Source organism: Paenibacillus sp. J31R109 (genome assembly GCF_059692055.1).
In genome coordinates this window covers 163336-188258 of record NZ_JCAUAR010000006.1, presented here as the reverse complement: position 1 = coordinate 188258, position 24923 = coordinate 163336, and the positions used below count along the sequence as shown (strand labels likewise).

Annotated in this window: 20 protein-coding genes; 12 read left to right on the top strand and 8 right to left on the bottom strand. The window is 44.2% G+C overall.

The window, feature by feature from the left end; all coding sequences use genetic code 11:
- Window positions 1-263 precede the first annotated feature (263 nt).
- The gene (locus AC58QT_RS17685) at window positions 264-1649 is read left to right on the top strand and encodes an MATE family efflux transporter (RefSeq protein WP_497410176.1); all 1386 of its coding nucleotides are present in this window, start codon (window positions 264-266) and stop codon (window positions 1647-1649) included.
- A 159-nt stretch (window positions 1650-1808) separates the two neighbouring features.
- Here the strand turns inward: AC58QT_RS17685 and AC58QT_RS17680 are convergent, their stop codons facing one another.
- The 3 genes from AC58QT_RS17680 to AC58QT_RS17670 all read right to left on the bottom strand — a co-directional run bounded on the left by AC58QT_RS17680 (window position 1809) and on the right by AC58QT_RS17670 (window position 4342).
- Window positions 1809-2570, bottom strand: coding sequence for a MerR family transcriptional regulator (locus tag AC58QT_RS17680; protein WP_497410175.1), 762 nt, complete (start codon window positions 2568-2570; stop codon window positions 1809-1811).
- Between the two features lie 49 nt (window positions 2571-2619).
- Window positions 2620-3966, bottom strand: coding sequence for an amino acid permease (locus AC58QT_RS17675; RefSeq protein ID WP_497410174.1), 1347 nt, complete (start codon window positions 3964-3966; stop codon window positions 2620-2622).
- 76 nt (window positions 3967-4042) lie between these two features.
- On the bottom strand, window positions 4043-4342 hold the full coding sequence (locus AC58QT_RS17670) for a Rieske (2Fe-2S) protein (RefSeq protein ID WP_497283046.1): 300 nt from the start codon (window positions 4340-4342) through the stop codon (window positions 4043-4045).
- Window positions 4343-4442: 100 nt separating this feature from the next.
- Between AC58QT_RS17670 and AC58QT_RS17665 the strand changes: the two genes are divergently transcribed.
- The gene (locus AC58QT_RS17665) at window positions 4443-5528 is read left to right on the top strand and encodes a threonine aldolase family protein (RefSeq protein ID WP_497410173.1); all 1086 of its coding nucleotides are present in this window, start codon (window positions 4443-4445) and stop codon (window positions 5526-5528) included.
- A 305-nt stretch (window positions 5529-5833) separates the two neighbouring features.
- On the opposite strand, the gene AC58QT_RS17660 is transcribed toward AC58QT_RS17665, so the two are convergent.
- Window positions 5834-6817: a 2-hydroxyacid dehydrogenase gene (locus AC58QT_RS17660; protein ID WP_497410172.1), complete on the bottom strand. Its 984-nt coding sequence runs from the start codon at window positions 6815-6817 to the stop codon at window positions 5834-5836.
- Window positions 6818-7474: 657 nt separating this feature from the next.
- Here AC58QT_RS17660 and AC58QT_RS17655 point away from each other — a divergent pair.
- The 7 genes from AC58QT_RS17655 (at window position 7475) to AC58QT_RS17625 (ending at window position 16309) form a co-directional block, all read left to right on the top strand.
- Window positions 7475-8794 carry an ABC transporter substrate-binding protein gene (locus AC58QT_RS17655; RefSeq protein WP_497410171.1) on the top strand — a complete coding sequence of 440 codons (1320 nt, stop codon included), beginning with the start codon at window positions 7475-7477 and terminating at the stop codon, window positions 8792-8794.
- A gap of 86 nt (window positions 8795-8880) precedes the next feature.
- Window positions 8881-9801, top strand: a complete 921-nt coding sequence (locus tag AC58QT_RS17650) for a carbohydrate ABC transporter permease (RefSeq protein WP_497410170.1) — start codon at window positions 8881-8883, stop codon at window positions 9799-9801.
- A 12-nt stretch (window positions 9802-9813) separates the two neighbouring features.
- Window positions 9814-10626: a carbohydrate ABC transporter permease gene (locus tag AC58QT_RS17645; RefSeq protein ID WP_497283035.1), complete on the top strand. Its 813-nt coding sequence runs from the start codon at window positions 9814-9816 to the stop codon at window positions 10624-10626.
- Between the two features lie 51 nt (window positions 10627-10677).
- Window positions 10678-12519, top strand: a complete 1842-nt coding sequence (locus AC58QT_RS17640) for a sensor histidine kinase (protein ID WP_497410169.1) — start codon at window positions 10678-10680, stop codon at window positions 12517-12519.
- A gap of 9 nt (window positions 12520-12528) precedes the next feature.
- Window positions 12529-14115 (top strand): response regulator transcription factor, encoded by a 1587-nt coding sequence (locus AC58QT_RS17635; RefSeq protein ID WP_497410168.1) that lies wholly within the window; start codon window positions 12529-12531, stop codon window positions 14113-14115.
- A gap of 77 nt (window positions 14116-14192) precedes the next feature.
- Window positions 14193-15500, top strand: coding sequence for an ABC transporter substrate-binding protein (locus tag AC58QT_RS17630; protein WP_497410167.1), 1308 nt, complete (start codon window positions 14193-14195; stop codon window positions 15498-15500).
- Between the two features lie 119 nt (window positions 15501-15619).
- A complete protein-coding gene (locus tag AC58QT_RS17625; RefSeq protein WP_497410166.1) occupies window positions 15620-16309 on the top strand; it encodes a metal-dependent hydrolase in 690 nt (229 codons plus the stop codon).
- A 26-nt stretch (window positions 16310-16335) separates the two neighbouring features.
- Here AC58QT_RS17625 and AC58QT_RS17620 read toward each other — a convergent pair whose 3' ends face one another.
- Window positions 16336-16725, bottom strand: a complete 390-nt coding sequence (locus AC58QT_RS17620; protein WP_497410165.1) for a helix-turn-helix domain-containing protein — start codon at window positions 16723-16725, stop codon at window positions 16336-16338.
- A 260-nt stretch (window positions 16726-16985) separates the two neighbouring features.
- Here AC58QT_RS17620 and AC58QT_RS17615 point away from each other — a divergent pair, with 260 nt between their 5' ends.
- Window positions 16986-17204 (top strand): helix-turn-helix domain-containing protein, encoded by a 219-nt coding sequence (locus AC58QT_RS17615; RefSeq protein WP_216626255.1) that lies wholly within the window; start codon window positions 16986-16988, stop codon window positions 17202-17204.
- 53 nt (window positions 17205-17257) lie between these two features.
- Here the strand turns inward: AC58QT_RS17615 and AC58QT_RS17610 are convergent, their stop codons facing one another.
- The 3 genes from AC58QT_RS17610 to AC58QT_RS17600 all read right to left on the bottom strand — a co-directional run bounded on the left by AC58QT_RS17610 (window position 17258) and on the right by AC58QT_RS17600 (window position 20419).
- Window positions 17258-18649 carry an ABC transporter substrate-binding protein gene (locus AC58QT_RS17610; protein WP_497410164.1) on the bottom strand — a complete coding sequence of 464 codons (1392 nt, stop codon included), beginning with the start codon at window positions 18647-18649 and terminating at the stop codon, window positions 17258-17260.
- 88 nt (window positions 18650-18737) lie between these two features.
- Window positions 18738-19559, bottom strand: a complete 822-nt coding sequence (locus tag AC58QT_RS17605; protein WP_497410163.1) for a carbohydrate ABC transporter permease — start codon at window positions 19557-19559, stop codon at window positions 18738-18740.
- The gene (locus AC58QT_RS17600; RefSeq protein ID WP_497410326.1) at window positions 19556-20419 is read right to left on the bottom strand and encodes a carbohydrate ABC transporter permease; all 864 of its coding nucleotides are present in this window, start codon (window positions 20417-20419) and stop codon (window positions 19556-19558) included. The genes AC58QT_RS17605 and AC58QT_RS17600 overlap by 4 nt, the downstream gene beginning before the upstream one ends.
- 306 nt (window positions 20420-20725) lie before the next feature.
- Here AC58QT_RS17600 and AC58QT_RS17595 point away from each other — a divergent pair, with 306 nt between their 5' ends.
- Window positions 20726-21454, top strand: coding sequence for a glycerophosphodiester phosphodiesterase (locus tag AC58QT_RS17595; RefSeq protein WP_497410162.1), 729 nt, complete (start codon window positions 20726-20728; stop codon window positions 21452-21454).
- A gap of 345 nt (window positions 21455-21799) precedes the next feature.
- The gene (locus AC58QT_RS17590; protein WP_497410161.1) at window positions 21800-24907 is read left to right on the top strand and encodes an efflux RND transporter permease subunit; all 3108 of its coding nucleotides are present in this window, start codon (window positions 21800-21802) and stop codon (window positions 24905-24907) included.
- Window positions 24908-24923: the final 16 nt, after the last annotated feature.

The window sequence follows — 24923 nt, the reverse complement described above, 5'->3', positions numbered from 1 at the left end:
GAGAGTTGGAATCCAAACAACTGGTCTATGCAATTGGCGGAGGTTCTATGAGATGTCATAAATTTATGATTACTGAAAAGGCTGTTGCTTTGCTGCATCGTAAGTAATCGTTTAGAGGGAAGTTAGTCGGATAAATCGACTAACTCTCGCAAGAAAGCGCCCCGCGTGAAAGAGTTAGTCAGAGTGTAAATAATTATCATTTGACTGCAATCGCTTTCGTATTCTATGCTAATTGCATTTGCGATTACTTGAGGTGAATACGAATGAAAGACATAGATTCAACGGCATCATGGCAAAAACTTCGTCTATTCGCAGTCACTTGGCCGATTTTTATTGATTCTGTATTACGAATGATGTTAGGTACTGCGGATGTCTTCATGTTAAGCCGAATATCGGATGAAGTAACGGGAGCCGTAGGTTTGGCGAATGAAATCATCGTTTTCTGTATTTTGATGTTCGGTTTTGTGGGCATTGGGACGAGTGTAGCTGTTGCACAGCATCTGGGCGCAGGGAAAGTGAAGGAAGCTAGCCGGATTTCCGCTTTGGCCATTACCATTAATTTGATTTTTGGTATTATCGTGAGCATTGCGTTAGTGGTGTTTGGCGAACCTTTGATGCATGTGATGAATTTGGAGCCTACACAAATCGCGATTGCGAAAAAGTATTTGACTATCATCTCGGCTTTTATTTGGATTGAAGCCTTGTCATATGCGATTTCTTCTGTTCTTCGCTCTAATGGTCAGACGAGAGATGTTATGTTCGTGACGTTAGGCGTTAATGTGATTCACATTGTGGGTAACAGTCTCTTGATATTCGGTAATCTGGGCTTCCCTGAATGGGGAGTAACGGGTGCTGCAGTATCTACGGTAGTAAGTCGACTTCTGGGACTCATTGTACTTGTGGTGATCTTGTACCGTCGCTTGCAGGTGCCGATTCTACTAAAGCATTACGTGACTTTCAAGTCTAAAATTGTCAAACAAATACTTAGTATTGGTTTACCTTCGGCAGGGGAACATATTTCTTGGCAGTCCCAGTATTTGATGATTTTCAGCTTTATTAATATTATTGGGGCAACGGCGTTAAGTGCGCATGTGTACGTCATGAATGTGACCAATTATTTCATGGCCCTGGGCATGGCGATTGGCATGGGAACGGAGATTATTATAGGGCACATGGTAGGTGCAGGTGCATTTCAAGCTGCGTATCATAAATTGCTCCGAAGTCTGAAGTTTACCTTTGTCCTAACATTCGTTATTGTGGGCATTACGTCGATTTTCCGTAAAGAACTGCTCGGACTATTTACCGATAATCCCGATATTATTGCTATGGGTTCAACGATTCTACTTCTTTCAATTATTTTGGAACCTGGTAGAACTTTTAACTTGGTTGTTATTAATTCCTTGCGCGCGGCTGGTGATGCTAGATTCCCTGTGATGATGGGTGTTGTCTCCATGTGGGGGATTGCCGTTCCTTTAGCCTACTACCTCGGGATTCATCAAGAAATGGGTCTTCTCGGCGTATGGATTGCCTTTACAGTTGATGAGTGGGTGAGAGGCTTGCTGATGTATCTACGTTGGCGTAGCCGCGTATGGCAAACGAAATCACTTGTTAGACCAAGCGGCGAAGTATTAGCGGTTAAATCGATTTGATATACAAAAGAAGCCTTAAACTCTTATGGAGAGAGTCTAGGGCTTCTTTTTGCATTATGAGAATGGTGACACAAAGGTTGTGGCTGGCGGCTGGTAATTATACTATATTCAGTTTCTTGTAAAAGAATTGGATGTTTGCACGAAATCATAGAAAACGTGCTAGTGTCCCCCTGTATAGATGTGGATCGCATCTCGAAGAAACTCAGCAGTGCCCGGTTGCTTCACATCATAGTAAGCCTTGAAGCGCTCATCATCCACGTACATTTGGGCAAGTCCTGCATGTGCTTCTTTACTATATTCACTCCAATAGAACATAAGCCATTGTTTGTGCAGATCGGCTGCTTTTTGTGCTAGCGCGCTAGCTGGATCACCTAGCTTGAAGGCTTCAGCTAATGTTTCGGCTACTTCTTCTGCCAGACGAGTAACCTCGTCATGCTGTTCTTGCGTCATATTCTTTAATTTTTGATTGCTTCTATTCACTTGCTCATCGCCATATTTCTCGCGAATTTCTTTTCCGTATTGTTTCTCATTATTATCAATTAGCTTTTGTTTGAAGCCTTCGAATTTCTGATCATTTGACATGGTTATTCTCCCTTCTTTCGAAGCAATAGTGTGTTCCACATTCGCAATAAGAATGTCTAATTGCTTTCGTTTGTCGAGAAGCTGCTCCCGATGGTCTTTCAGTGCACGGGTTCCGTCAAAGCTAGGCGATGTTATGATTTCTTTGATCTGCTCAAGAGGAACGCCTAACTCTCGATAAAATAAAATCTGCTGCAGTCGATCTACTTCTGCTTGCCCATAAATGCGATATCCCGATGAGTTGATTCTTGCCGGCATAAGAAGTTCAATCTCATCATAATAGCGCAGTGTACGGGTGCTGATGCCAGCCAACTTTCCCAAGTGCTGCACCGTATATTCCATCTGCTCACCTCCTGACACCTTAACTGTAAAGCTTTACGTAGCGTTAATGTCAATACCTTTTTTTCGCGAGTTTCGGCCATGTAAAATGTACAGCATACGTGATGGCAGCGATTATGAAGATGAAAATCAAGCTAACGAAGAAGCCTGGACGTGTTGTCGGGTGAAAAGCGGCTCCCGTAATGGCACTTAGAATGAGCAGTATGCCTGCCCAACGTTTAATTACATTTGAAGTCGTACGTGTTAGCAAACGTCCAGAGGAAAGTAAGATCATCAACCAGATGAAGAGTAAGGTAAGACCAGCTGCGGTGGACATCACCGTGTACAACTCCTCTGGTAGAAGCAGCGAAAGAACAACTGCAGCAGCCATACCACCTGAAGTAAAGCCAAGAGCAGGATAAGGAATTTGCCTTTTTCCCGTGGTACGGGTGAATAGGAATGGGGCGTCATGATCTTTGGCAAGGGCAACGAGGATGGATGTAACGGCGAACAAGGAAGCCACCATCGTTGAGAAGGCAGCGATAATGAGAATAGCATTGAACACATGCGGTACATAGGGCAGCGGGTAGCTTTCCAAGCTAACCTGAAAGGGACTTTTTTTGTCATGGAGAGCGTGTAAGGGCAGCAGGGTTAAAACGAAGAAGAGGGAGACGATATAGAGGATAGCTAAAAGAAGGATCATAATGGAGCCCGCTTTATGAGCTTCACTCGATTTGCCCAGACGCAGCGCGAAAAGCCCCATCATTTCCGTGCCACCGAATGCGTAGAAGGCATAGATGAAGCAGGACCAAGTACCTTTGAGCCCTGATGGTACAAAGGTGTCCCTGTTTATCGGAAAGGAGAGGGGATGAAGTCCGCCTGAAATCCATCCCAGAACCGCAGCTCCTGCAAGGAGCAGAAACATGAGAAGCGCAGATACTTTAATGAGTGCAAAGATGTGCTCGGATCGTTCAAAAGCTTCGGCCCCAAGCAGGATGACACCTACACCAAGACTCGCATAGATCAATGCAAACAGCCACATCGGAATAGTAGGAAACCAGAATCGTGTAAACAGGGATAGCGCGGCTAATTGACTTCCCATAATCATTAACTGTGAGCCCCAGTAAATCCAGCCGCAGCTAAACCCGGCCCAACGGCCGAATGCTAACTTGGCATATGTCCGAAAGGAGCCTTGTTGTGGATTGTTGCCTGTCATTTGAATCAAAGCATCGAGCACGAAATAAGTACCTGCCGCAGCCAAAATGAACATAAAAAGCATTGAAGCGCCGCCCATGGTTAGGCCGATTCCAGCTCCGAGAAAATAGCCAGTTCCTAGCGTACAGGCGACGCCGAGCAGCGAAAGCTGCCACCAGGTCATCGTGCTGCGATTTTTTGATGGATTTGTTGCATTTGTGGACATGCCGCCTCCTAAGCTGTTCAAGAGAAATGGATAATAACAGCCCATAGTATAGCTTGCCCATTGGTAAACTATACAGCTAGGATATGTCCATCAGAGCGAATAAATTGCCTTCTTTTTCGATGACCTCATAGGGTTGAAGTCTTGCATTAGGGACATTATGGCATCGGCCTGTATGCACTTCAAAGGTCCAGCCATGTAAAGGACATTCGAGCTCGCCAAACTCAAGCTCTACGGCATAGCCGGCGTGGGGGCAACGACTGGATAGCAGTGTGTAAACACCATCCGCTTCTGTAAGGAAGAATCGCTTCCCATTGACTTTCACTTCGGACGGGATTGCAGTAAACTGATCTTTAGAACCAATTAGGATTTCATTCATGGGAATGCTCCTTCACAAAGGGATTTCATCACAACTTTATTATAATTCAAATGACATCAAGATCTCTATGCCTAGGGCAAAAACAAAGGAGTACGATCAATTGAGCACAGTAACCCCCTTAGTTGCAGCGTTTCGCCAAGCCTCCTATCCAGTGGGTGGGCACGGCCGCAAGAACATTCAAGTTTTGAAAGAGGCTTTAAATGAGTTCGATGACAAGCTCGAAAGTGACATTTATGGAACTGGCGAAAGTATAGAGAGCTTTCAAGCGGAAATGGCCGCATATCTGGGCAAAGAGAAAGCTGTCTTCTTTCCTAGCGGAACCATGGCACAGCAAATTGCCTTGCGCATTTGGTGTGACGAGAAGGGGAAACGCAAGGTCGCGTATCATCCGTTAAGTCATTTGGAAATCCATGAAGAAGATGGCTTAAAGGAGCTGCATCAGATTGAATCGCTGTTACTTGGCGAGAAAGATCGACTGATTCGCTTGGAAGAGATTTTGGCGCTGAACAGTGAGATCGCGTGTCTCTTAATTGAGCTGCCACAGCGAGAAATAGGTGGTGTGCTGCCACTTTATGAAGAACTTGAGGCCATTTCGGCGCATTGCCGAGCTAACAGAATTAAGCTGCACCTGGATGGTGCTAGATTATACGAGGTGCTTCCGTATTATCAGAAGTCAGCGGCAGAACTGTGTGCGCTTTTTGATAGTGTGTACATCTCGTTCTACAAAGGAATTGGCGGTGTTGCAGGTGCGATTCTGGCAGGTGATGAGGTATTTACGGCGAGATCGAAGGTATGGAAAAGGCGTCATGGCGGCGATTTGATTAGTCTCTATCCGTATTATCTCAGTGCGAGTTACTATTTCAAGCAACGTGAGCCCAAAATGGGTCAATACTACAAGGAAGCGGTAGAGCTTGCTTCGCTGTACAATAGCTGTGAGCACGTGGCTACCTTGCCACTGGTGCCGGTTACGAATATGTTCCACGTTCACATCTCGGTGCCGAAAGAGAAGCTAGAGCCCATCCTGGTCGCGTTATACGCGGAGACAGATGTGGGGTTGATCCATTATCTGCGAGAGTCGAGCGAAGGGGGCTGTTCGTTCGAGGTGAGTATTGGCGATGCTTTTGCACAGATTCCGAAGGAGCTGCTAAAGCGGACGTTTGAGCAATTGGCGAATATGCTGCAGTGAGTGCCTATAGCGTAAAAAGATCCTCGTGCCTTTATGGCGATGAGGATCTTTTGCATTAAGCATCTCGCTATAAGCAGAGAGCTGTGAAAATACATCCTTTTTTAGGAGAATAGACCGTTTATCGAAGAAATGCTGCTAGGAGAAAATACAACCTTTTTTACTGATACTCCATAAAAAGGCTAAATGTGGTGGAAAAAGATGCAGAATTGCATCTTTCCTTATAAACCGTGACCTCTCTAGTGGAAAAAGATGCATATTCGCAGCTTTCTGACATTCTGACTTTCCGAGGGACAGGACGCTAAGCCTTAATTGGGAACCAAATCCTTAAGCTCCTGTACAACATAAGCCTTACCACCATTCAGTGCTTCGATGAGATTCTTAGCCGCAAGCTCAGCCATATCATTACGAGTTCTTGCTGTCGCCGAGCCAATATGAGGTAAAGTAACCACATTCGGCATACTGAGCAATGGATTATCCACAGGAGTTGGCTCGATATCGAAGACATCCAGACCTGCTCCGCGTATTTTTCCTTGTTGAAGTGCCTTAATCAGCGCCTGTTCGTCTACAGTTGCTCCGCGGGAGGCATTAATGAAGATCGCTGATGACTTCATCCGATTAAATTGCTCCTCGCCAATCAGATGTTTCGTCTCTGGCGTAAGTGGCGTCATCACAACGATGTAGTCGGATTCACTAAGTAACTCATCCAATTCGCAGAAGCGGGCATTGAAGCGCTCGTCTACTTCTTTTTTTGGACTGCGGCTGTGATACAGCAGGTTCATATCGAAGCCAAACACAGCACGCTGGGCAATAGCTTCGCCAATCCGTCCCATCCCGATGATTCCGAGTGTCGAATGATGAACATCCACACCGAATAATTCGGTACTGCTTGTTCCCTTTTGCCAATTTCCCTGTTTCACATAAGCATCCAATTCTGCAATTCTTCTCCCTGCACTGAGCATCAAGGCGAGTACGAGATCGGCCACGGTGCCGTCCAGCACGTAGGGTGTGTGTGTACCAATTACGCCATGGGATCTCATCGCAGCTATATCAAAATGATTGTACCCGACGGAAGAGGTGCTCGCCACACGAAGCTTTGGTGCACAACTTAACAGTTCCTCGTCAATTGTTCCTCCCAGGATTCCCTCCACATCTGAGACCCTATCTAAGATGACATTACGAGGCATACTGCCTTCCTGATTCCAGAACGTACAATCTCCGTGGAGATTTAAATAATCTTGAACAGCTTCCGGCAATTGTTGGGTAACGAGTATTTTGGGCTTGGTCGACATGGGTATTCCTCCTTGAGTTTCTTATCTGAGAAAAAGTGCAGGGATAACGTGGCGGCTATTACGAATGGCGGCTGGTAATCCCCGCTAGGCACATTCTGACAAGACAAGCTAGTCTTTATGTAGTCTGTTACATTATAGCTAAACTTTTCAAAATATTATATTTAAATCTACTAGACCACTAGAGATTCATAATACATTGCTCCATAAACGGACATTGCCGTTGAGTTAGATAGGATTAGTTAGAGTTAATGTTGGGGATGAGTTAAGCTGATGTGTGGTGTAGAGAGTTGCAAAGTGGGGAGTAGGTAGAGAGTGTGTAGAGTAGAGTTGATAGGGGGAGGGAGTAGGGGATGTGGAGAGTAGTGAGGATCAGTAATAGCTAAATGTAGTGCAAGTGGCGAAATGGTGAAAAGTAGAATTTGTTAAAGTTAGTTAACCCAACCTTACGTAAGATTCACCCCTCCAATCGTAACATCGTCACCTTGTAGTCTAACGGAGCCTGATGATTTCTTACGTTTGTTCCCCAAAGTTGACGGTTTTATCGGTTTAGACGCGGAGCGATTCCTTGTAAAGTTAGAACCAAGGAAAGCCCTTACATCCGAATGAAAGGGCTTTCGCAACGAACATAAACCGAATGAGAGAGGGTTGTTTATCCCAATGAAAAAGAAACTAACGAGTTTATTTACCGCAAGTATTGCACTTGCTATGGTAGCGACTGGCTGCTCGAGCACAAAAGAAAGCGATACCAAAATAGCTGCTGCGACAACTGCTTCAGCAACGACGAAAGCCGCAGAGACAACCAAATCAGCGAGTCCCGTAGAGATTACGTTCTGGAATATGTTCGGTGGTGGCGAAGGTGATTTCGTAGATCAAATTGTCAAAGGATATAACGATTCCCAAAAGGAAGTCATCGTGAAACAGCTGCGCTTAGAATCCAATGAGTACTATGCGAAGCTTAGTACGGCACTTTCCTCATCCAAAGGTCCAGATGTTGCAGTAGCCCACGTGGATCGAATATCTCCCTTCGTCAAGGCGAAGCAGATTCTACCTCTGGATGGGCTAGCCAGCAAGGTTGGTTTTGATCTGAAACAAGTCTCAGATTCCAATATCAAAAGCGTCTCCTACGACGGAAAGCCTTACGCTGTTCCTTTAGATACACACTTCCATATGTTCTATTACAACAAGGACCTGCTTAAGAAAGCCGAGCTGCTGAACGACGATGGCACACCGAAGCTGGGTGATTTAACGCCAGATGGCTTTAAGAAAACACTAGCACAAATTCAAGCGAAAGTACCTGGTGTGCAGGCGTTAGCCGTGAATACACCCTATTTCCAAGAACCATTCCTGAATTTGTACTATGAAGCAGGCGGCGATATTTTGAATGGTGATATGACGAAATCTGCGATCAACAACGAGAAAGCCTTGAATGTCCTTAAGTTTTACATGGATTTGTACAAAAACAAATACAGTGATCTCAATGATAAAACGCCTTGGGATTCGTTCCACAGCGGGAAAGCTGCCCTATGGTTCGGTGGTGTGTGGGAAGCGGGACTCCTGCTTAACGATAAAGCATTGAACATTGGTGCGATGCCGCTGCCTGCGATCTTTGGTAGCCAAACGCACTGGGGAAGCTCCCACTTGCTCGTCGTGCCGTCCTATGTAACAGCAGAGAAACAAGAAGCATCAGCGAAATTCATGAAGTATTTCTCTGAAGTTGGTGGCAAAACATGGGGGCAAGCCGGACACGTCCCATCCAACAGCGCAGTAACGACAAGCGATGAGTACAAAAAGCTGCCATACCGTAATTTCTTCATCGAAGCTCAGAAAACGGTGAAATTTGCACCGAAAACAGATAAATACACCACGATTATCACGACAGTTTCAGAGTCCTTACAGAACATCCTATTCGGTAAGCAAACACCAGAAGAAGGCTTGAAAACGATGGATAAGCAAATCAATGATATTTTAACGAATTAATCGTCCGTTTGAATCGGGTGAAGCTCTCGAGAAAGCTATCAGGGCTCCACCCGACCTTATATAGAAAGTAACAAGGAGAAGAGACAATGGAGACTAAAATGAGTGAGCTTAATCAGACAGGGGTGCTCCGCAAACGTAAGTCGTTTGGTATCGTTTTGGAGATGAAGGCAATGTTGTATCTGGTCCCGTTTCTGATCCCTTTTGCCATCTTCTATCTGTGGCCAGTAGGGCGAGGAGCTTGGATGAGCTTGCACGTTTGGGGCATTCAGGGGATGCAGCGGTATGTTGGCTTTGCGAATTATAAAAAGATTTTCACGGATAGCAACTTTTATCTGTATGTGTGGCACTCGATTTACTTTGTTATCATCTGTACACCGACAATTATCGTGCTTGGTCTTATTTTAGCGCTAATCATTAATCAGAAACTCCGCTTCCGAACACTCATCCGTTCCATGTTTTTCCTTCCCTATGTACTTTCGGTCTCAGTCATCAGTTTCATCTGGCTCCGACTTTTCGATTCGAAGTATGGCCCAATTAACGCTTTCTTGAAACTCATTGGTTTACCTGGTGACATAAACTGGCTGACGGACAAACACTTCGCTTGGTGGGCCATTACGCTAACAACCGATTGGTGGTCAGTAGGTTTCGTTATGGTACTGTTCCTAGCTGGCTTGCAAGAAATTCCTACGGAACATTATGAAGCTGCGAAAATAGATGGCGCTGGCGCTTGGAAGCAATTCATTCATATTACGCTTCCCGGACTGTCGAGAGTCATGCAAATACAAGTTTTCTACCAAATTATCTCGTGCTTAAAATTGTTTGGGCAAGTACAAATCATGACAGGCGGAGGTCCAGGGGACTCCACAAATACAATGATTCGCTACATTTATGTCACGGGGTTCAAAAAGGATATGTTCGGGCTTGCTTCGGCTCAGTCTATCGTATTCTGCGCCATCATGCTGCTTATTGCAGTGGCACAGTTCAAATTAACAGACAGAAAAGATTGACGGAGGTAGAACATGAAAGGTATCGCAATTAACATCATCGCGGTGATGCTGGCCCTCTTATTTATGTTTCCACTGATATGGATGCTGATTGTCTCGCTGAAACCAGATGGCGTCAATGTGTCCGCGCTAAGTGACTGGGTAAATTTCTCGGATTTACATGTGTATCACTACAAGAAGGTGATCAAAGATTCTCAAATCCTGAGATGGACGTGGAATAGTGCAGTGATCGGTGTACTGACAACTGTTATTTCACTCATCCTCAGTTCTTTGGCGGCCTTTTCCTTTTCAAAGCTGCCTTTCAAGTCCAGAGGCGTGTTCTATATGATCATCGTATCTGGCTTGTTAATTCCCACGGAAGCGATTCTCATTCCACTTTACGAAACGACACTTCATCTGAAGCTAATCGATAACATATGGGCCATCATTCTACCAGGACTCACGAATCCAATCGGGATCCTGCTTCTGAAACAGTTCATGGACGGCGTTCCGAAGGATTATATTGAAGCAGCACAAATCGACGGTTGTAGAAATTTTGGATTATGGTATCGGATATGTCTCCCGCTTACGAGATCCGCCATGTTTTCTGTCGGGATTTTCTACTTCATTTTGTCGTGGAACAATTTCTTGTGGCCGTATCTTTCCATTACCTCGCAAGAGAACATGATCTTATCAGCAGGACTACCGACATTTTTGTCGAATAATACGATGTCCTTAAATCTGATTATGGCTGCAAGTGCAATCGCTGCTATACCGACCATTCTGGTGTTTGCAGTCCTGCAGCGTCAAATCGTGCAAGGGGTGGCCATGTCCGGGATTAAAGGTTAATAGGCTACTATCTACCAGTCAGATTCTCTTCACAGAAAGGGTTGTTCAACGATGACCCAGGCATCAGAGGTTGCAACGCGACAGCGCCACAAACGAATTCCTTCTTGGATGTATTCATGGACGAACAGCATTCGCTATAAGTGGATGCTGTTGCTGTTCCTTTTTTCGCTCACGCCCCTGCTTGCCTTGGGGTTTATTTCGTATTCGATATCGAAGTCTACGATTAACAATAAAGTAACGGAATACTCAGAACAGCTCTTGAAGCAGACGGCAGAGAATATCGACACGAGACTTGGCATTTACAAAGATATGATGATGCAGGTCGTGAACAACAACGAAATTGTTACGATGCTGCGGACGTTGGATCGCACAGATCCAGCGCAGTATGATCTAGATAGTCTATCTCTGACCACGAAACTATCGACCATTATTGCGATTAATCAGGATATACAGTCGATTTCGTTTCTTTCACCTCAGCATTTTATCAAAGGTATTTATAGATGGAACGATCGCTCTATCGAGAAGGTATCTCCCTTCCTGCAGACCTTGGAGGATGGGAGCAACTTTCGGTGGTTTTCCACGCGGTTGGGAACTTATGTCGATAGCCTAAATACGCAAAACGTTCACGTCTTCTCACTGGCCAAGCAAATTTACAAAATGTCGGACGATAGTCCCGTTGGGATCATTGCCGTACTGGACATCCGCGAGGATGTGCTGAAAGAAATCGGTGCTCGGACGACCAAGAGTAATATGGACATTGAAAGCTTAGTTATTGATGGTTCTGGACATATCATCTCTTATCCAGACAGTCGTGTATTGGGGAAAAGTGTGAAAGAAGTACTGGGCGAAGATGGCTACACAGCCATGTTTCGTGGGGCAGCAGACGAATCCGTGTTTCCACTGAAATATCAAGGCCAAAGATTGATTGTGAATTACAAAAAGCTGCACACGAACGACTGGATCGTCGTTAATGTTATTTCAGAGGCTTCGCTGTACAAGGATTCGAATCGGTTGCTGCAGATTATTTTGGTGATCGCTTTCATTTGTATTTTATTCTCTATCTTGACGGCAATCTTGCTGGCAAATTCGATCTCCAAGCCGATTCTGAAAATGATTCGACTGATGCGGCAAGTCATGTCAGGTGACCTGACGGTACGATTCAAAGCCAAGCGTCGCAATGATGAATTTGATATTTTGGGCGAAAATTTTAACTACATGGTTACACGGATTGATGGTCTATTAGAAACCGTGTATGAGGAACAGAATCATAAGCGCGTAGCAGAATTGAAAGCGTTACAAGCGCAGATCAATCCGCATTTCCTGTATAATACTTTAGATATTATTAAATGGACGGCACTCCTGCAGAAAGCGAATCATGCGGCTGAAATGGTCAGTCTCCTCTCCCGCTTGTTGCGGATTAGCTTAGGAAAAGGCGAAGAGACCGTTACCATTGAAGAAGAAATCGAGCATGTGCAGTGTTATCTAGGTATTCAAAAATTCCGATTTAACTTCAATATCGAGACGTTTGTTCATCTGGATGAGGAGGTTCGTACGTATCGTACACCGAAGCTGATTTTACAACCTATTGTAGAGAATGCCATTCTTCATGCTTTTACAGATCGAGAAATAGGTGAAATTCATATTCGGTGCAGCATCCATCCGGAAGGTGGGATACGCTTCGAGGTCGTGGATAATGGGCGAGGCATGGACGCAAGTCTTGTTCAAAGCCTGAATCGGCATGAGACTCCCTCCGTTGATAAAGTTAGCGGGATTGGCTTAGCCAATGTAGATGAACGAATTAAACTCATTTGTGGGAAGTCCTATGGCCTAGACATTCAAAGTGAACCTGGAGCAGGTACACACATTCGTATCAGACTTCCAGAAATGAAGTAGGTGAAGAGCATGTTTCGAGTTGTGATAGTGGAAGATGAATATATCGTGAGGTTCGGTATTCGCTCCATGATTGATTGGGATAAGCTGGGTTTGTCGGTGAGCGGTGAAGCAGCAAATGGGCAGGAGGCGTTGGCTTTAATCAGCGCAACCCCACCTGACATTCTCCTCACAGACATTAAAATGCCCGTTATGGATGGCATCACGTTAATTACAGAAGTACGTAAAAGTTACCCTCATATGAAAATAGTCATTCTTAGCAATTTGGAAGATTTCCAATATGCGAAGGAGGCGATTCGCAATGGGGTTTCCGAATATATGATCAAATCAGATATGATGCCTCGTGATCTGGAGGAAACATTGCTGCGGGTGAAGGAATCAATCCTAGCGGCGCCACCAACAAGTGAGCAGAAGCACTCGGTGAGTGAGGTAGCGCCTCTCGTTAAAGAAAAACGGATGCTAGAGCTCCTTGAAGAAATGGAGCCTGATCGCTGTAACCAAATCGTAGAAAGCTTGAAGCTGCCCGATGATAAGCTACCTTTGTATGTGCTTCATATCGTAAAGAATGAATGGACGCAGAGTGTTGAGGAGGCGCAAGCTTTGATACGCAAGGCGTTTGCAGCAGTGATGCCCGCCTCCACAGAGAATGCCTATGAAGCTTTTCCCGATCGGCAAGGGGAAATGAATGTACTTCTTTTTACAGGGGAAATGACGGCTGCGGGCTTGGCAGAGATGAAGACATTAGTGCTAGCTATCCTTCACTATCTCAAGAACCATTGCGCAATTTCTTGTACGATAGGTGTTAGTATGAGCACGATGCGTTGGGCTGATCTTCACGAAGCTTACGAGCAGGCGAAAGCCGCAGCGAAATATAAAATGTTTATAGGATCTGAACGAGTCATTCTGTATGGCGTTGATTATGTGCCTTTGCAAAGTCAGCTGGCGGACAATATTAAAGTGAGCACAACGCATATTCATTCCATGGTATATGCTTTTCAAACGAGGGAGCTGCAGGCCTATTTGGAGGATATTTTCGAACAGCTGACAGCTCGCAAAGATTACGATCTCGTGGAAATTATTTCGCTGGAGTTGTTAATCCTACTCACGACGCTTTGGTCAGAGGTGGCAAGCGATCAGATGAGCATCCTTCAATTAAAGAAACAGTACTATGAACAATTGTCCAAATTAGAGACGATTCAAATGAGTAAAGCTTGGTTCCTGCAAGCATTTGAGGAACTCGTCCGGCATATGATCGGTGTGTATAATAGTGATCGAAACGGCATTATTAAAGCAGCGCAATATATCGGGCAGTACTATCAACAAGAGATTTCGCTGCAATCGATCAGCAATTTGGTGCATTTAAGTAAGAACTATTTTGCCAACTTGTTCAAAAAAGAAATGGGTGAAAGTTTCCTCGAATATTTGACACGAATTCGCATAGAGAAAGCGATGAACTTATTAACAAGTGAACTTAAGACAGCGGATATCGGTCATTTGGTAGGCATTCCAGACCCGAAATATTTCTCGAAAGTGTTTAAAAAGATAACGGGGCTATCCCCATCGGAATACCGTATTCGCGCAAGGGAAGACAGAATTTAGAAGTCTTCTTATATAGAAATGCAAACGCTTTCCGTTGAGCTGTTCGTTTTCAGGCATTGGGAAAGGGGGGGATCTGGTTGTTAAAGAGAGATAGGATCAAACGTAACGTTGGCATCGGATGTCTGTTGTCGCTCGCCTTCATGCTGACAGGATGCACGTTATTGTCCGATGCGCCTAAGCAAGCAGCTGAGAATAAGAGAATCGTGACGGGGGCAGAAGCACCGGTGGAAATTTCATTTTGGAATCCATTCGGCGGTGGTGAAGGGGAGTTCGTGGAACGCATTGTTCAAAACTTCAATACATCGCAGAAAGCCGTGTACGTGAAGCAGCTTCGCTTAGAATCAAACGAATATTACGTGAAATTGAGCACAGCTCTTTCTTCAGGGAAAGGTCCGGATGTAGCGGTTGCTCACGTAGACCGGATGTCACCGTTCGTTAAAGCGAAGCAAATTATGCCATTGAACGATTTGGCTGCGGAGATCGGATTTGATTTCAAAGACTTGGAAGAGAGCAATGTCCAAAGCGTTAGCTTCAAGAGCCAGCCCTACGCGCTGCCACTGGATACCCATTTTCACATGTTATATTACAATAGGGCTATTCTGAAAAAAGCGGGCTTACTGAATGAAGATGAAACGCCTAAGCTGGCCATTTCTACCCCAGAGGCATTTATTCAGATGCTCCAACAGATTCAAGCTAAAGTACCGAATGTGGAGCCATTTGCTGTGAACACGCCATATTTCCAAGAACCATTTCTCAATATGTATTATCAAGCGGGTGGTGAATTATTGGATGATAGCAAGCTGAAGATTAGCATCCATAATGATAAATCCATTCGTGTATTGAAGTTTTATCAACAACTCTACGCAAATAAACTCTCAGATGTAAACGATAAGACTCCATGGGACACCTTTCATAATGGTAAAGCTGCTTTTTGGATGGGCGGTGTTTGGGAGGCGGGCTATCATTTAAGTGAATCTTCCCTTCCCGCGGGGATCATGCCGCTTCCAGCCCTATTTGGCAGTTCAATGCAGTGGGGAAGTTCGCATACACTCGTCATTCCTACCTACGTAACAAAGGAGAAACAACGTGCTGCTATGACATTCATGTCCTATTTCTCAAAGGTAGGTTCCATGCTATGGGGCCAAGCTGGACATGTGCCTGCCAATCGTGCTGTTCTTCAAAGCCAAGAATACCGGCAATTGCCATATCGTCAGCTTTTCATCGAGGCGCAGCATCAAGTCAAATTTGCCCCGCAAACGGATCAATATGCGACGTTGTTTACCACATTGTCGGAAGAGCTTCAAAGTATCATATTGGGAAGGCTTGATCCAGAGGAAGGGCTTATACAACTTGAGAGAAAAATGAACAATGTCTTAGCCAATTAGGCTATAGTGATGCCCCCTTACGAAACTTTCGGAAGGGGATTTGCATTCTTTAGGAGCATTTTAATTCGCAGAGACAAGTATGCTAAAATGATCTTATAAACGCTAAGGAGCTGAAATAAGTGAACATTATATTCCATGGTCAAAGCTGCGTGGAGATCCAATTGAAGGAACACAACCTCATTATTGACCCTTTCCTCACAGGTAACCCGCAAGCCGTTGCCAAAGCGGAGGACATTAAGGTCGATTACATCCTTGTTACGCATGGACATGGAGATCACGTCGGGGACACCGTTGCCATTGCGGAGCGAAATAATGCAACAGTTATTGCTCCTAATGATTTAGCTAGATATCTAGGCTTTCAAGGGGTTAAAACGCATGGAATGGGCATCGGCGGGGCATTTGAATTCCCTTTTGGCAAAGTGAAACTGACGTTGGCTTTACACGATTCTTCCTATAATCCGCCAGGTACGGAAGAAAGCATCTATGCAGGGATGGCGAGTGGCTTCTTGCTCATGGTAGAGGGAAAAACGATCTATCACGCTGGAGACACGGGGCTGTTTAAAGATATGAAGCTGATTGGCAAAATGAATTCTATCGATCTGGCTTTTCTGCCTATCGGTGATAACTACACCATGGGACCGGAAGATGCGGTCATCGCGGCGGAATATTTGAAGGCAGAAGCCGTTGTTCCAATGCATTACAATACGTTCCCGGTCATTGAACAAGATCCTCACAAGTTTGTGAAAAGCCTAGAAAAAGAAGGCATTAAAGGCAAAGTGATGACGCCAGGTGAAGCAATTACACTATAAGCGGGAATGCCGCTTAATCAGGAGGATTAGCTTTCGCTTTCCCTATTCGATTGACGATCCTTCCAGAATAGAACGGTAAGCATACGCTCCACCCATTCCTTATCTTCAGGTGTTAAAATAAAACCATCGAACATGAGTTCATTTTCACGGAGAAAACGCCGCAGATTAACAGGATTGCTTTCAAACTGTTGATTTACTTGTGAAGACTCAAGGTAACCCGCAATATCCATCAGTTCTGAGTATGAGGTGTTGAGTCCCTCAGATAGTTTCATTAAGACGTCTGGTGATGGAATGCCGCGGTTTCCATTTTCGAGCTGGGAGATATAAGCCGCGGACACACCAGAACGATCAGCTAGTTCGCGAATTGTGAAGCCTTTCATTTTGCGCATATCTCGTAATTTATCGTAAAAGTACATTGCTGCTCATCCTTTACTCAATAAAGTAAACATTAGTAAACGATATAATACTATCAGTTTACTATAGTAATTACAATGATGAGTTTTTGACATGCAGACGAACAAGCCAGCCACCTTGCGACTAACCATCGTAGGGTGGTTTTCCTTTTGTTCGTTAACCCGTTGATTACATGTGTAAACTTTTGTTGTTGCATTAGTTAATAAATGCGGTATACTTGAATTAGGACGAAGTGAGGATGGGGGACTGACATTCAACGCCGATGCATATTCAAATTAAAGCCAAAACAGATGCATTCATCAAGGCAAGGGTTATGAAAGGCTACTCACAACGAGAGCTGGCGCGGCACTCAGGTCTGAGCCATGCATACATAAGTTTACTTGAACGGTCGATTAAATCAGTGGGTCCATCAACGGCAAAGCGATTAAGTGAAGTGTTGGAGATGGAGTTAGAGGAGCTTTTTCAGATCAACATCGCATGAAAATTAGAAAACCGATGCCCCCAAAGATTCGGGGACATCGGTTTTGTTTTTCATTATTTCACTGTCTTATTATAAGCTCCAATTTTCTCAGTAATACTCTTAGCAGCGTTATCCAGTGCTTCTTTTGGCGCCTTTTTGCCAGTCAGAGCCTCTTCAATAGCCGTTTCGACGATTTGACGAGCTTCTGGGAATACACCCATAACTGCACCTTGCGTAGCTGTGTTCGCTTTCGTTTTGTGCAATTGATCAATAGCCGTTTGGAATTGTGGGAATTTCGTGATGTTATCTTTGATAATCTGCTCATCATAAGCTTTTTTAGTAATTGGGAAGTAACCCGTGTTTACGTTCCACCAAGCTTGTGTTTGCGGATTCGTTAGGAATTTAATGAATTCCCATGCGCCTTGTTGCTCGGCTTCCGACTTGTTGTTCAAGATGTAGAGACTCGCACCACCTACAACGACGCCGCCTTCTTTGGCATCAGCTGGCTTAGGAAGCGGGCCTGTACCTACTTGGAATTTGCCTTCAGCTCCGCTGACAATACCGCGAAGAGATGCCGTGGAATCCAATGTCATGGCGATTTGGCCAGCTAAAAAAGCTTTTTTCGTGTCATCTGTTTTACGGCCAAGGTTGGCGGATGTTTTGTTGTCGACCATCTCTTTCCACCATGTGAGCGTTTTGACACCAGCTTCATTGTTAACCAAGGCTTCTGTTGCAGCAGCAGTACGACCGTTCCCGTTATTCAGGAATTCAACGCCTTGGTTCGCGAAGAATTGTTCCATGAACCAACCGTAGATGGCAAAGGAAGAACCTGATTTCCCGTCTTTACTTAATGCTTTAGATGCGTTCGCAATTTCTTCGTATGTCGTTGGTGGTTTTTCTGGATCAAGACCGGCAGCTTTGAACATATCTTTGTTGTAATACAAGATTGGATTAGACGTATTGAATGGCATGGAATTCAGTTTACCATCGACTTTGTAATAATTAAGAATGTTCTCTTCGAGCTGTGAAAGATCGAATTTATCCGCATCCACAAATTTTTGAACCGGTGTAATGGCTTTGGAATCGATCATGAAGCGGGAGCCAATTTCATAAACCTGAATGAGGGAAGGACCGCTTTTGGTATCCATCGAAGCTTTCATTTTGTTAATACTCTCATCATAAGTACCTTGGAAGACAGCCTCAACTTGGACATTCTTCTGAGAGCTATTGAAATCTGCCACTAATTTATCGACGGCTTTGCCAAGCTCTCCACTCATGGAATGCCACCAGATTACTTTAACGGGTTCAGTCGGCTTCTTAACATCCGCAGCTGCTGTACTTGTAGCAGGTTTGCTTTCTGTCGTACTGCCTGAAGTAGTCGTTTCTGCTTTGCCGCATGCGCTAGTTAACAGTACCATAATTGCCGTCATAGCAAGGATGGAACTTCTTGTTTTCAATGATTTCATATTCTATTTCTCTCCCTTTTGTTTTATCTAAAATATATGGAAATCTGCTTCAGCATAGAGACTGAACAGAGTGGCCATCAAAGATGGATTAACCTTTTACAGCACCAGCTGTAAGACCGCGAACAAGTTGCTTTAACCCCAAGACAAGCAATAATAGGGACGGCAGTAAAACGATGGTTGCACCAGCCAGAACCAAATTCCATACCGTCAATTCTTCGAATTGCAGCATCGCGATGCCAATTTGCACAGTACGCATGGCTTCACTGTTCGTAATGAGCAGAGGCCAGAGATACATGTTCCAGGCATTTAAAAAGGCATAAACAGCTAGTGTTGCCAAGGCTGGACGACCAAGCGGAAGCACAATCCGGAAGAACATGCGGAAGTGACCGCATCCATCGATGCGTGCTGCTTCGAACAGCTCTTTGGGCAGCTGTAAGAAGAATTGACGCAGAAGAAAGGTTCCGAAGGCAGTCGCTAAGAACGGAACGGTCAGTCCCTGCATGCTATCGAGCCAATCCCATTTTTTGATGGTCAAATAATTGGGAATTATGGTGACTTCCCACGGAATCATCATGGTGGCCATGAAAAGCGCAAAGATGAAGGCCTTGCCCTTAAAACGAATATTGGTGAAGGCATAGGCAGCCATGCTCGATGTAATGAGCTGTCCCAGCGTAATAACAATAGAGACAATAAGGCTATTGGTTACAAATTTGGCGATAGGCACAAGCTTGAAGACGGCCATTATGCTGCCTAAATAGAAGCTGCTAGGCAAGAATTTAGGCGGATAGGCGGAAGCTTCTTCGGGCGTCATCAAGGCGGATGAAAATGTATAGAAAATGGGATAAAGAACAAGTGCTGCACAGATGATTAATAAGGTGTAGACGAAGGTATTTTGCAAACGAGTCATCATTGATAGTGCACCTTCTTTTCAAATACTTTAAACTGAATGACCGTAAAAATAAGGATAATGGTGAAGAGCACAAGCGCTTGCGCGCTGCCTGTTCCGAATCGGAAGTTAATAAAGGCATCCTGATATAAGGTGTATACAAGTACATCTGTGGAGTTGACGGGACCACCTTTGGTCAGGATATGAATTTGTCCGAAAGACTGAAAAGCACCGATGATGGATACGATTGTGACGAAGAAGACCGTTGGTGAAAGTAATGGTAAGACGATTTGGATAAAGGTGCGAATGGGACCGGATCCATCGATTTTGGCACTATCATAGATCTCATCTGGAACGCCTTGCAGGCCGCTGAGCAGGACGATGTAAGTGAAGCCGAGATTCATCCAAACCGTCATCATGGATACGGAAAGCAGTGCCCATCTAGGGTCTGTCAGCCAAGCTACCGGTGCTAATCCGACTTGCTCGAGCAGGTAGTTCAACATACCGACACTCGGGTGAAAGAGCATCATCCAGATTACGGCGGAAGTCCCTACCGACAGCACGACAGGTAGGGAGAAAATAAATTGAAAGATTCGCATCCCTTTGAGCTGATTATGCGTCAAAGCTGCAAGGATTAATGCGATAACGATCACGGTAGGAACAGTTAGCAGTGTAAAGAGGCCTGTAACTCCCAAACTTTGATAGAATCGTTCTGAGGTGAAAATAGCCGTGAAATTATCGAATCCAACAAAGGAAGCTACCCTGCCTCGCGGATCGGTTTCGTGTAGACTGAGATAGAAGGTTTGTATCAAGGGATAGAATAAAAAGACTGCAAACAGCAGGAGTGACGGAGATAAGAAGACATAACCAAGGATTGTCTCCATCCAGCTTTGACTGAATACTGCCTTTCGTGGATACGCTGTATGTGTCTTTGTGTTTATTTTACTTGTGTGAGGTAAATCTCTTTCCATAGCATTCATTGCAAGCTCCTCCATGACCCTTTATTCGACAAGCACTTATGTGTATTAGATTAACCGTCGTTTATTTGACCAATGTCAAATTCATGTGAATGTTTTGTATAAATCTTGAAACCTTTACAAAATCAATAGACTTGTAGACTGGGCAAAATCAGGTGAATTCAACTATAATTTGAGCGTATTCAATAGCTTATCTTTATAGGAGAGTGAATTATGAATAACCAAAAACCGATCGTGATAGGACATCGCGGAGCAGCTGGAGAAGCCCCCGAGAACACAATAGCCTCGTTCGCATTAGCTTTCGAACAAGGGGCTGAAGGGATAGAACTCGATGTTCAGATAACGAAAGACGGAGAGGTTGTCGTGTGTCATGATCTAACGTTGGATCGTACGACCAATGGCTCTGGACTTATTTGTGAAAAGAGCTGGGAAGAATTGAAAACGTTGGATGCTGGATTCTGGTTCTCGGAAGCATTCACCGGAGAGAGAATTCCTCATCTACGTCAAGTATACGAGCTTGTACCACGGGGACATCTCATCAATGTGGAGATAAAGCACGCTTACGAGGGAAAGATGGAGAAGGCGCTGTTGGCATTATTAGATGAATTGGATAGATGGGAAGATACCGTCATTTCTTCTTTCGACCACAAATTGATGCACAGGATCAAACAAGTTCAGCCAAAAGCCAAAGTGGGGCTGCTCTATGCAGCTAATTTACTAGATCATGCGGCCTATGCGGGGCAATTTGGCGTAGACGTCAATTCCTTACATCCATATCAACACAGCATCAACGAGGCGGATGTTGCCGCGGCTGCAGCTGCGGGGCTGGCGGTTTATCCGTATACAGTGAATGAGATTGCTGATTTTAAGAGATTGATTGCTGCTGGTGTCACTGGCATTATTACGGATTATCCTGCGCGATTGCGGGAGCTGCTTGGCTAGCTTGATCAGAGGTTGAGATAAAAGAACCAGTAAACTTTGCGTTTACTGGTTTTTCGTGTCTAAAGAATTTCATACCGATGCCCTCGTATGTGGAGGAGCATCGGTTTTTTTTTTGTTGGAATCACATGAAGTCACAAGCGTTTAACTGTTCGTATTACCAAAATATGACTAAAATATGACTTTGCTCACCTGTTTTTATTAAGATGAAAAGCTATAATAAATCGTGTTCGAGAAAACATAGAATTGTCAATTTTAGTATACTTATTGTCAATTAATGCCAAGTATGATGAAAGAGTGAGTAGTAAGAATGTAAGTATTAAAGCTGGTGACAGGGGAGAAGTGAGAATGTCCAAGTTAACTGAGTTTTCAATGAAAAATGTGGCAGCGATTTTCATCGTCATGCTGCTGTTGGTCGTAGGAGGAACCTATTCTACAACCACACTAAAGGTAGAAAGCATGCCTGACATTACATTTCCGGTTGTTATTATTAGTACTACCTATGTAGCACCTCCGAAGGATGTTCTTGATGAAATTACGAAGCCATTAGAGAAGGCTGTTGCAGGGTTGGATGGACTCAAAACCCTAAGCTCTGGATCACAGGACAATTACTCACAGATTATCCTAGAGTTAGACCAAGATAAGAAGCCGGAAGATGTAAAAAAAGATGTGGAGAGCTTGATTTCGAATGTTAAGCTGCCGCAAGGATCGGAGAAGCCCAAAGTGTTAACAGCGGGTTTTGCTTCAGAACCAGTCTATTATTTGGCGGTATACGGTGAGACAGGAATGAACCAAACTGAGCTGGATAAAGCCTACAAAGATACGATTCTTCCTGGCTTTAATGGGCTCAAAGGAATCGACCATGTAGACTCTGTAGGCAATCAGGATGCTGTTCTTACCATTAAGCTTGATGCGCCTGCGATAAACAATTATGGGTTAACACCATCTGATGTTTCAAGCTTGATTAAAGCCTCATTGGTATCTAGCCCGGCAGGTACGGTAGATTTCAATGGAAACACGCAAATGGTTCGAGTCAAAGGCGAAATGGATACGATCTATAACTTGGATAATTTGAAAATCACAACGAAAACAGGCGATACACTGCTTCTCAAACAAATTGCCAAAGTTGAAGCAATCAGTGAGTCCAAGTTCATTGCAAGACTAGATGATCTGCCAGCGATCGGCGTATTGCTTTACAAAACGAAAGCCGCGAACGCTGTTGAATTTGCAGATAGTGCTGATAAGTTGATGACAGACTGGGGCCAAACGCTGCCAGGCGTGAAATTCCACAAAATCTACAACTCGGCCAACGATATTAAAGATTCCATCCACGGAATGGTGCAAGAAGGTGGTTTAGGTGCCATACTTGCTTCCTTAATGATTTTGCTTTTCCTACGTAATGCTCGTATGACAATCATTGTACTCGTGTCAATTCCTCTCTCAATCCTTGTAACATTACTATTTATGGGACCTCTAGGTATTTCTCTAAACATCATGACATTAGGTGGAATGGCCATTGCAGTCGGGCGAGTTGTGGATGACAGTATCGTCGTTATTGAAAATATCTATAGTCAGCTGCAAAAAGCGCAAGATCGTAATGAATCCGTTATAAAATTAGCAACGAAACAGGTTTCAAGTGCAATTACCTCTTCAACCATTACAACAGTTGGTGTATTTGGTCCTATTGGGTTCGTAAGTGGGGTTGTTGGTGAAGTATTCCGTCCTTTTGCCATAACGCTTGTCGTAGCTTTAATGTCATCATTACTCGTTGCCTTAACCGTAATTCCGATGCTGGCGAAGATTATGGTGCTTAAAAGCAAGAAACTTACAAGTCACGACGAGAATCACGTTGGGCCTATGGGAGTGAAATATAAGAGGGCACTTATCTGGTCGTTAAATAACCGTATCAAGACATTATTGCTAGCTGGCGTTACCCTTGTTATCTCGATCATCATTACAGTGCCTAATTTAGCGGTAGCTTTTATGCCGGATAGTGAAGCAGTCAAACAAGGTGTTATTGAGATTAAAATGCCGCGTGAAACATCCATTGAGATGATGAATGAGATGTCCAAAGAACTTGAAAAAGATTTAAAATTACACACAGACACAGCAGGCAAATCTGCATTTAAGTACATCGAATCGCTTGTTGGATATAACCAAAGCAGTGATCGCTATGCGTATCGAGCCATGATGTTCTTCGAGCTAACAGCTGAAACCAATGCGACTGAGGGTGTCAAAACGTATAAGGAAGACATGTTAAAACTGATGCCAGATGGATCAGATGTGAATATTACACTGTTTACAGGAGGACCTCCTACTGCAACAGGAGCTGACTTCTCCTATTCCCTTAAAGGGGATGACCAGCTTTATCTCAAGCAAGCCTCACAGTTGGTCAAAGATAAAATGAAAGAATTCCCTGAGCTGAATGACATTAAAGACAGTTTGAGTGATTCCAAAACGGAAGTCGAGATTGTCGTCAATCAAAACAAAGCACGATTGTACGGACTTTCAAGTGCTCAAATATTGCAAGCAGTCAACGCCTGGATCGCAGAAGAGAAGTTAGGTGATTTGAAATTTAATAACATCACTTACGCCACAAAGGTGATGTTGAATCCGATGTACAAAAACTCCGTGGATAAATTGGGTACTTTCTTAATCAAGACGCCTACTGGCCAAACCATACAGTTAAATGAAGTAGCTCGTGTTGAACAGATTGAGGCACCGAACAGCATTAGTCGTGAAGATCAAGAACAAATCGTGAGTGTAAGTGCCAAAATTAATGCGACGGATAAAGGCGGCGTCAGCAAGAAAATGACGGAAGAACTGGCTAAGTTAGAACTGCCTTCTGGCGTCACTCGTGAAGTAAAGGGTGTATCCGACGATATCCAAAAAAGTTTCATGCAAATGTTTATGGCCATTATTGCATCCATCTTCATTGTTTACATGGTTATGGTTATTGCCTTTGGTAATGCTAGGGCGCCGCTTGCCATTCTGTTTTCTCTGCCGCTAGCTGCTATTGGAGGCCTCTTAGGACTACTAATAACGGGCGAATCGATTAATGTAACTTCACTCATCGGCTTTCTCATGCTGATCGGTATCGTTGTCACCAATGCGATTGTACTTGTAGACCGCGTACAGCAACTAAAAGAGCAAGATTACTCGATTCGTGATGCGCTAATTGAAGCTGGAATTACGAGATTGAGACCGATTATCATGACGGCAGGCGCAACGATACTTGCGCTGATGCCTCTAGGACTTGGATTATCCAAAGGAACGATCATTTCTAAAGGTTTGGCCGTTGTGGTTATTGGTGGTCTTACGACTTCTACGCTACTAACGCTGGTAATCGTACCTATTATGTATGAGTTCTTATTTAAGAAAAGAGAAGGCGGCTTCTTCAATCGAAAACGAAAGTTGATTTCCAATCCATCGGAACAAGCAGCATCTGCACATTAATCATCTATATCGGGGA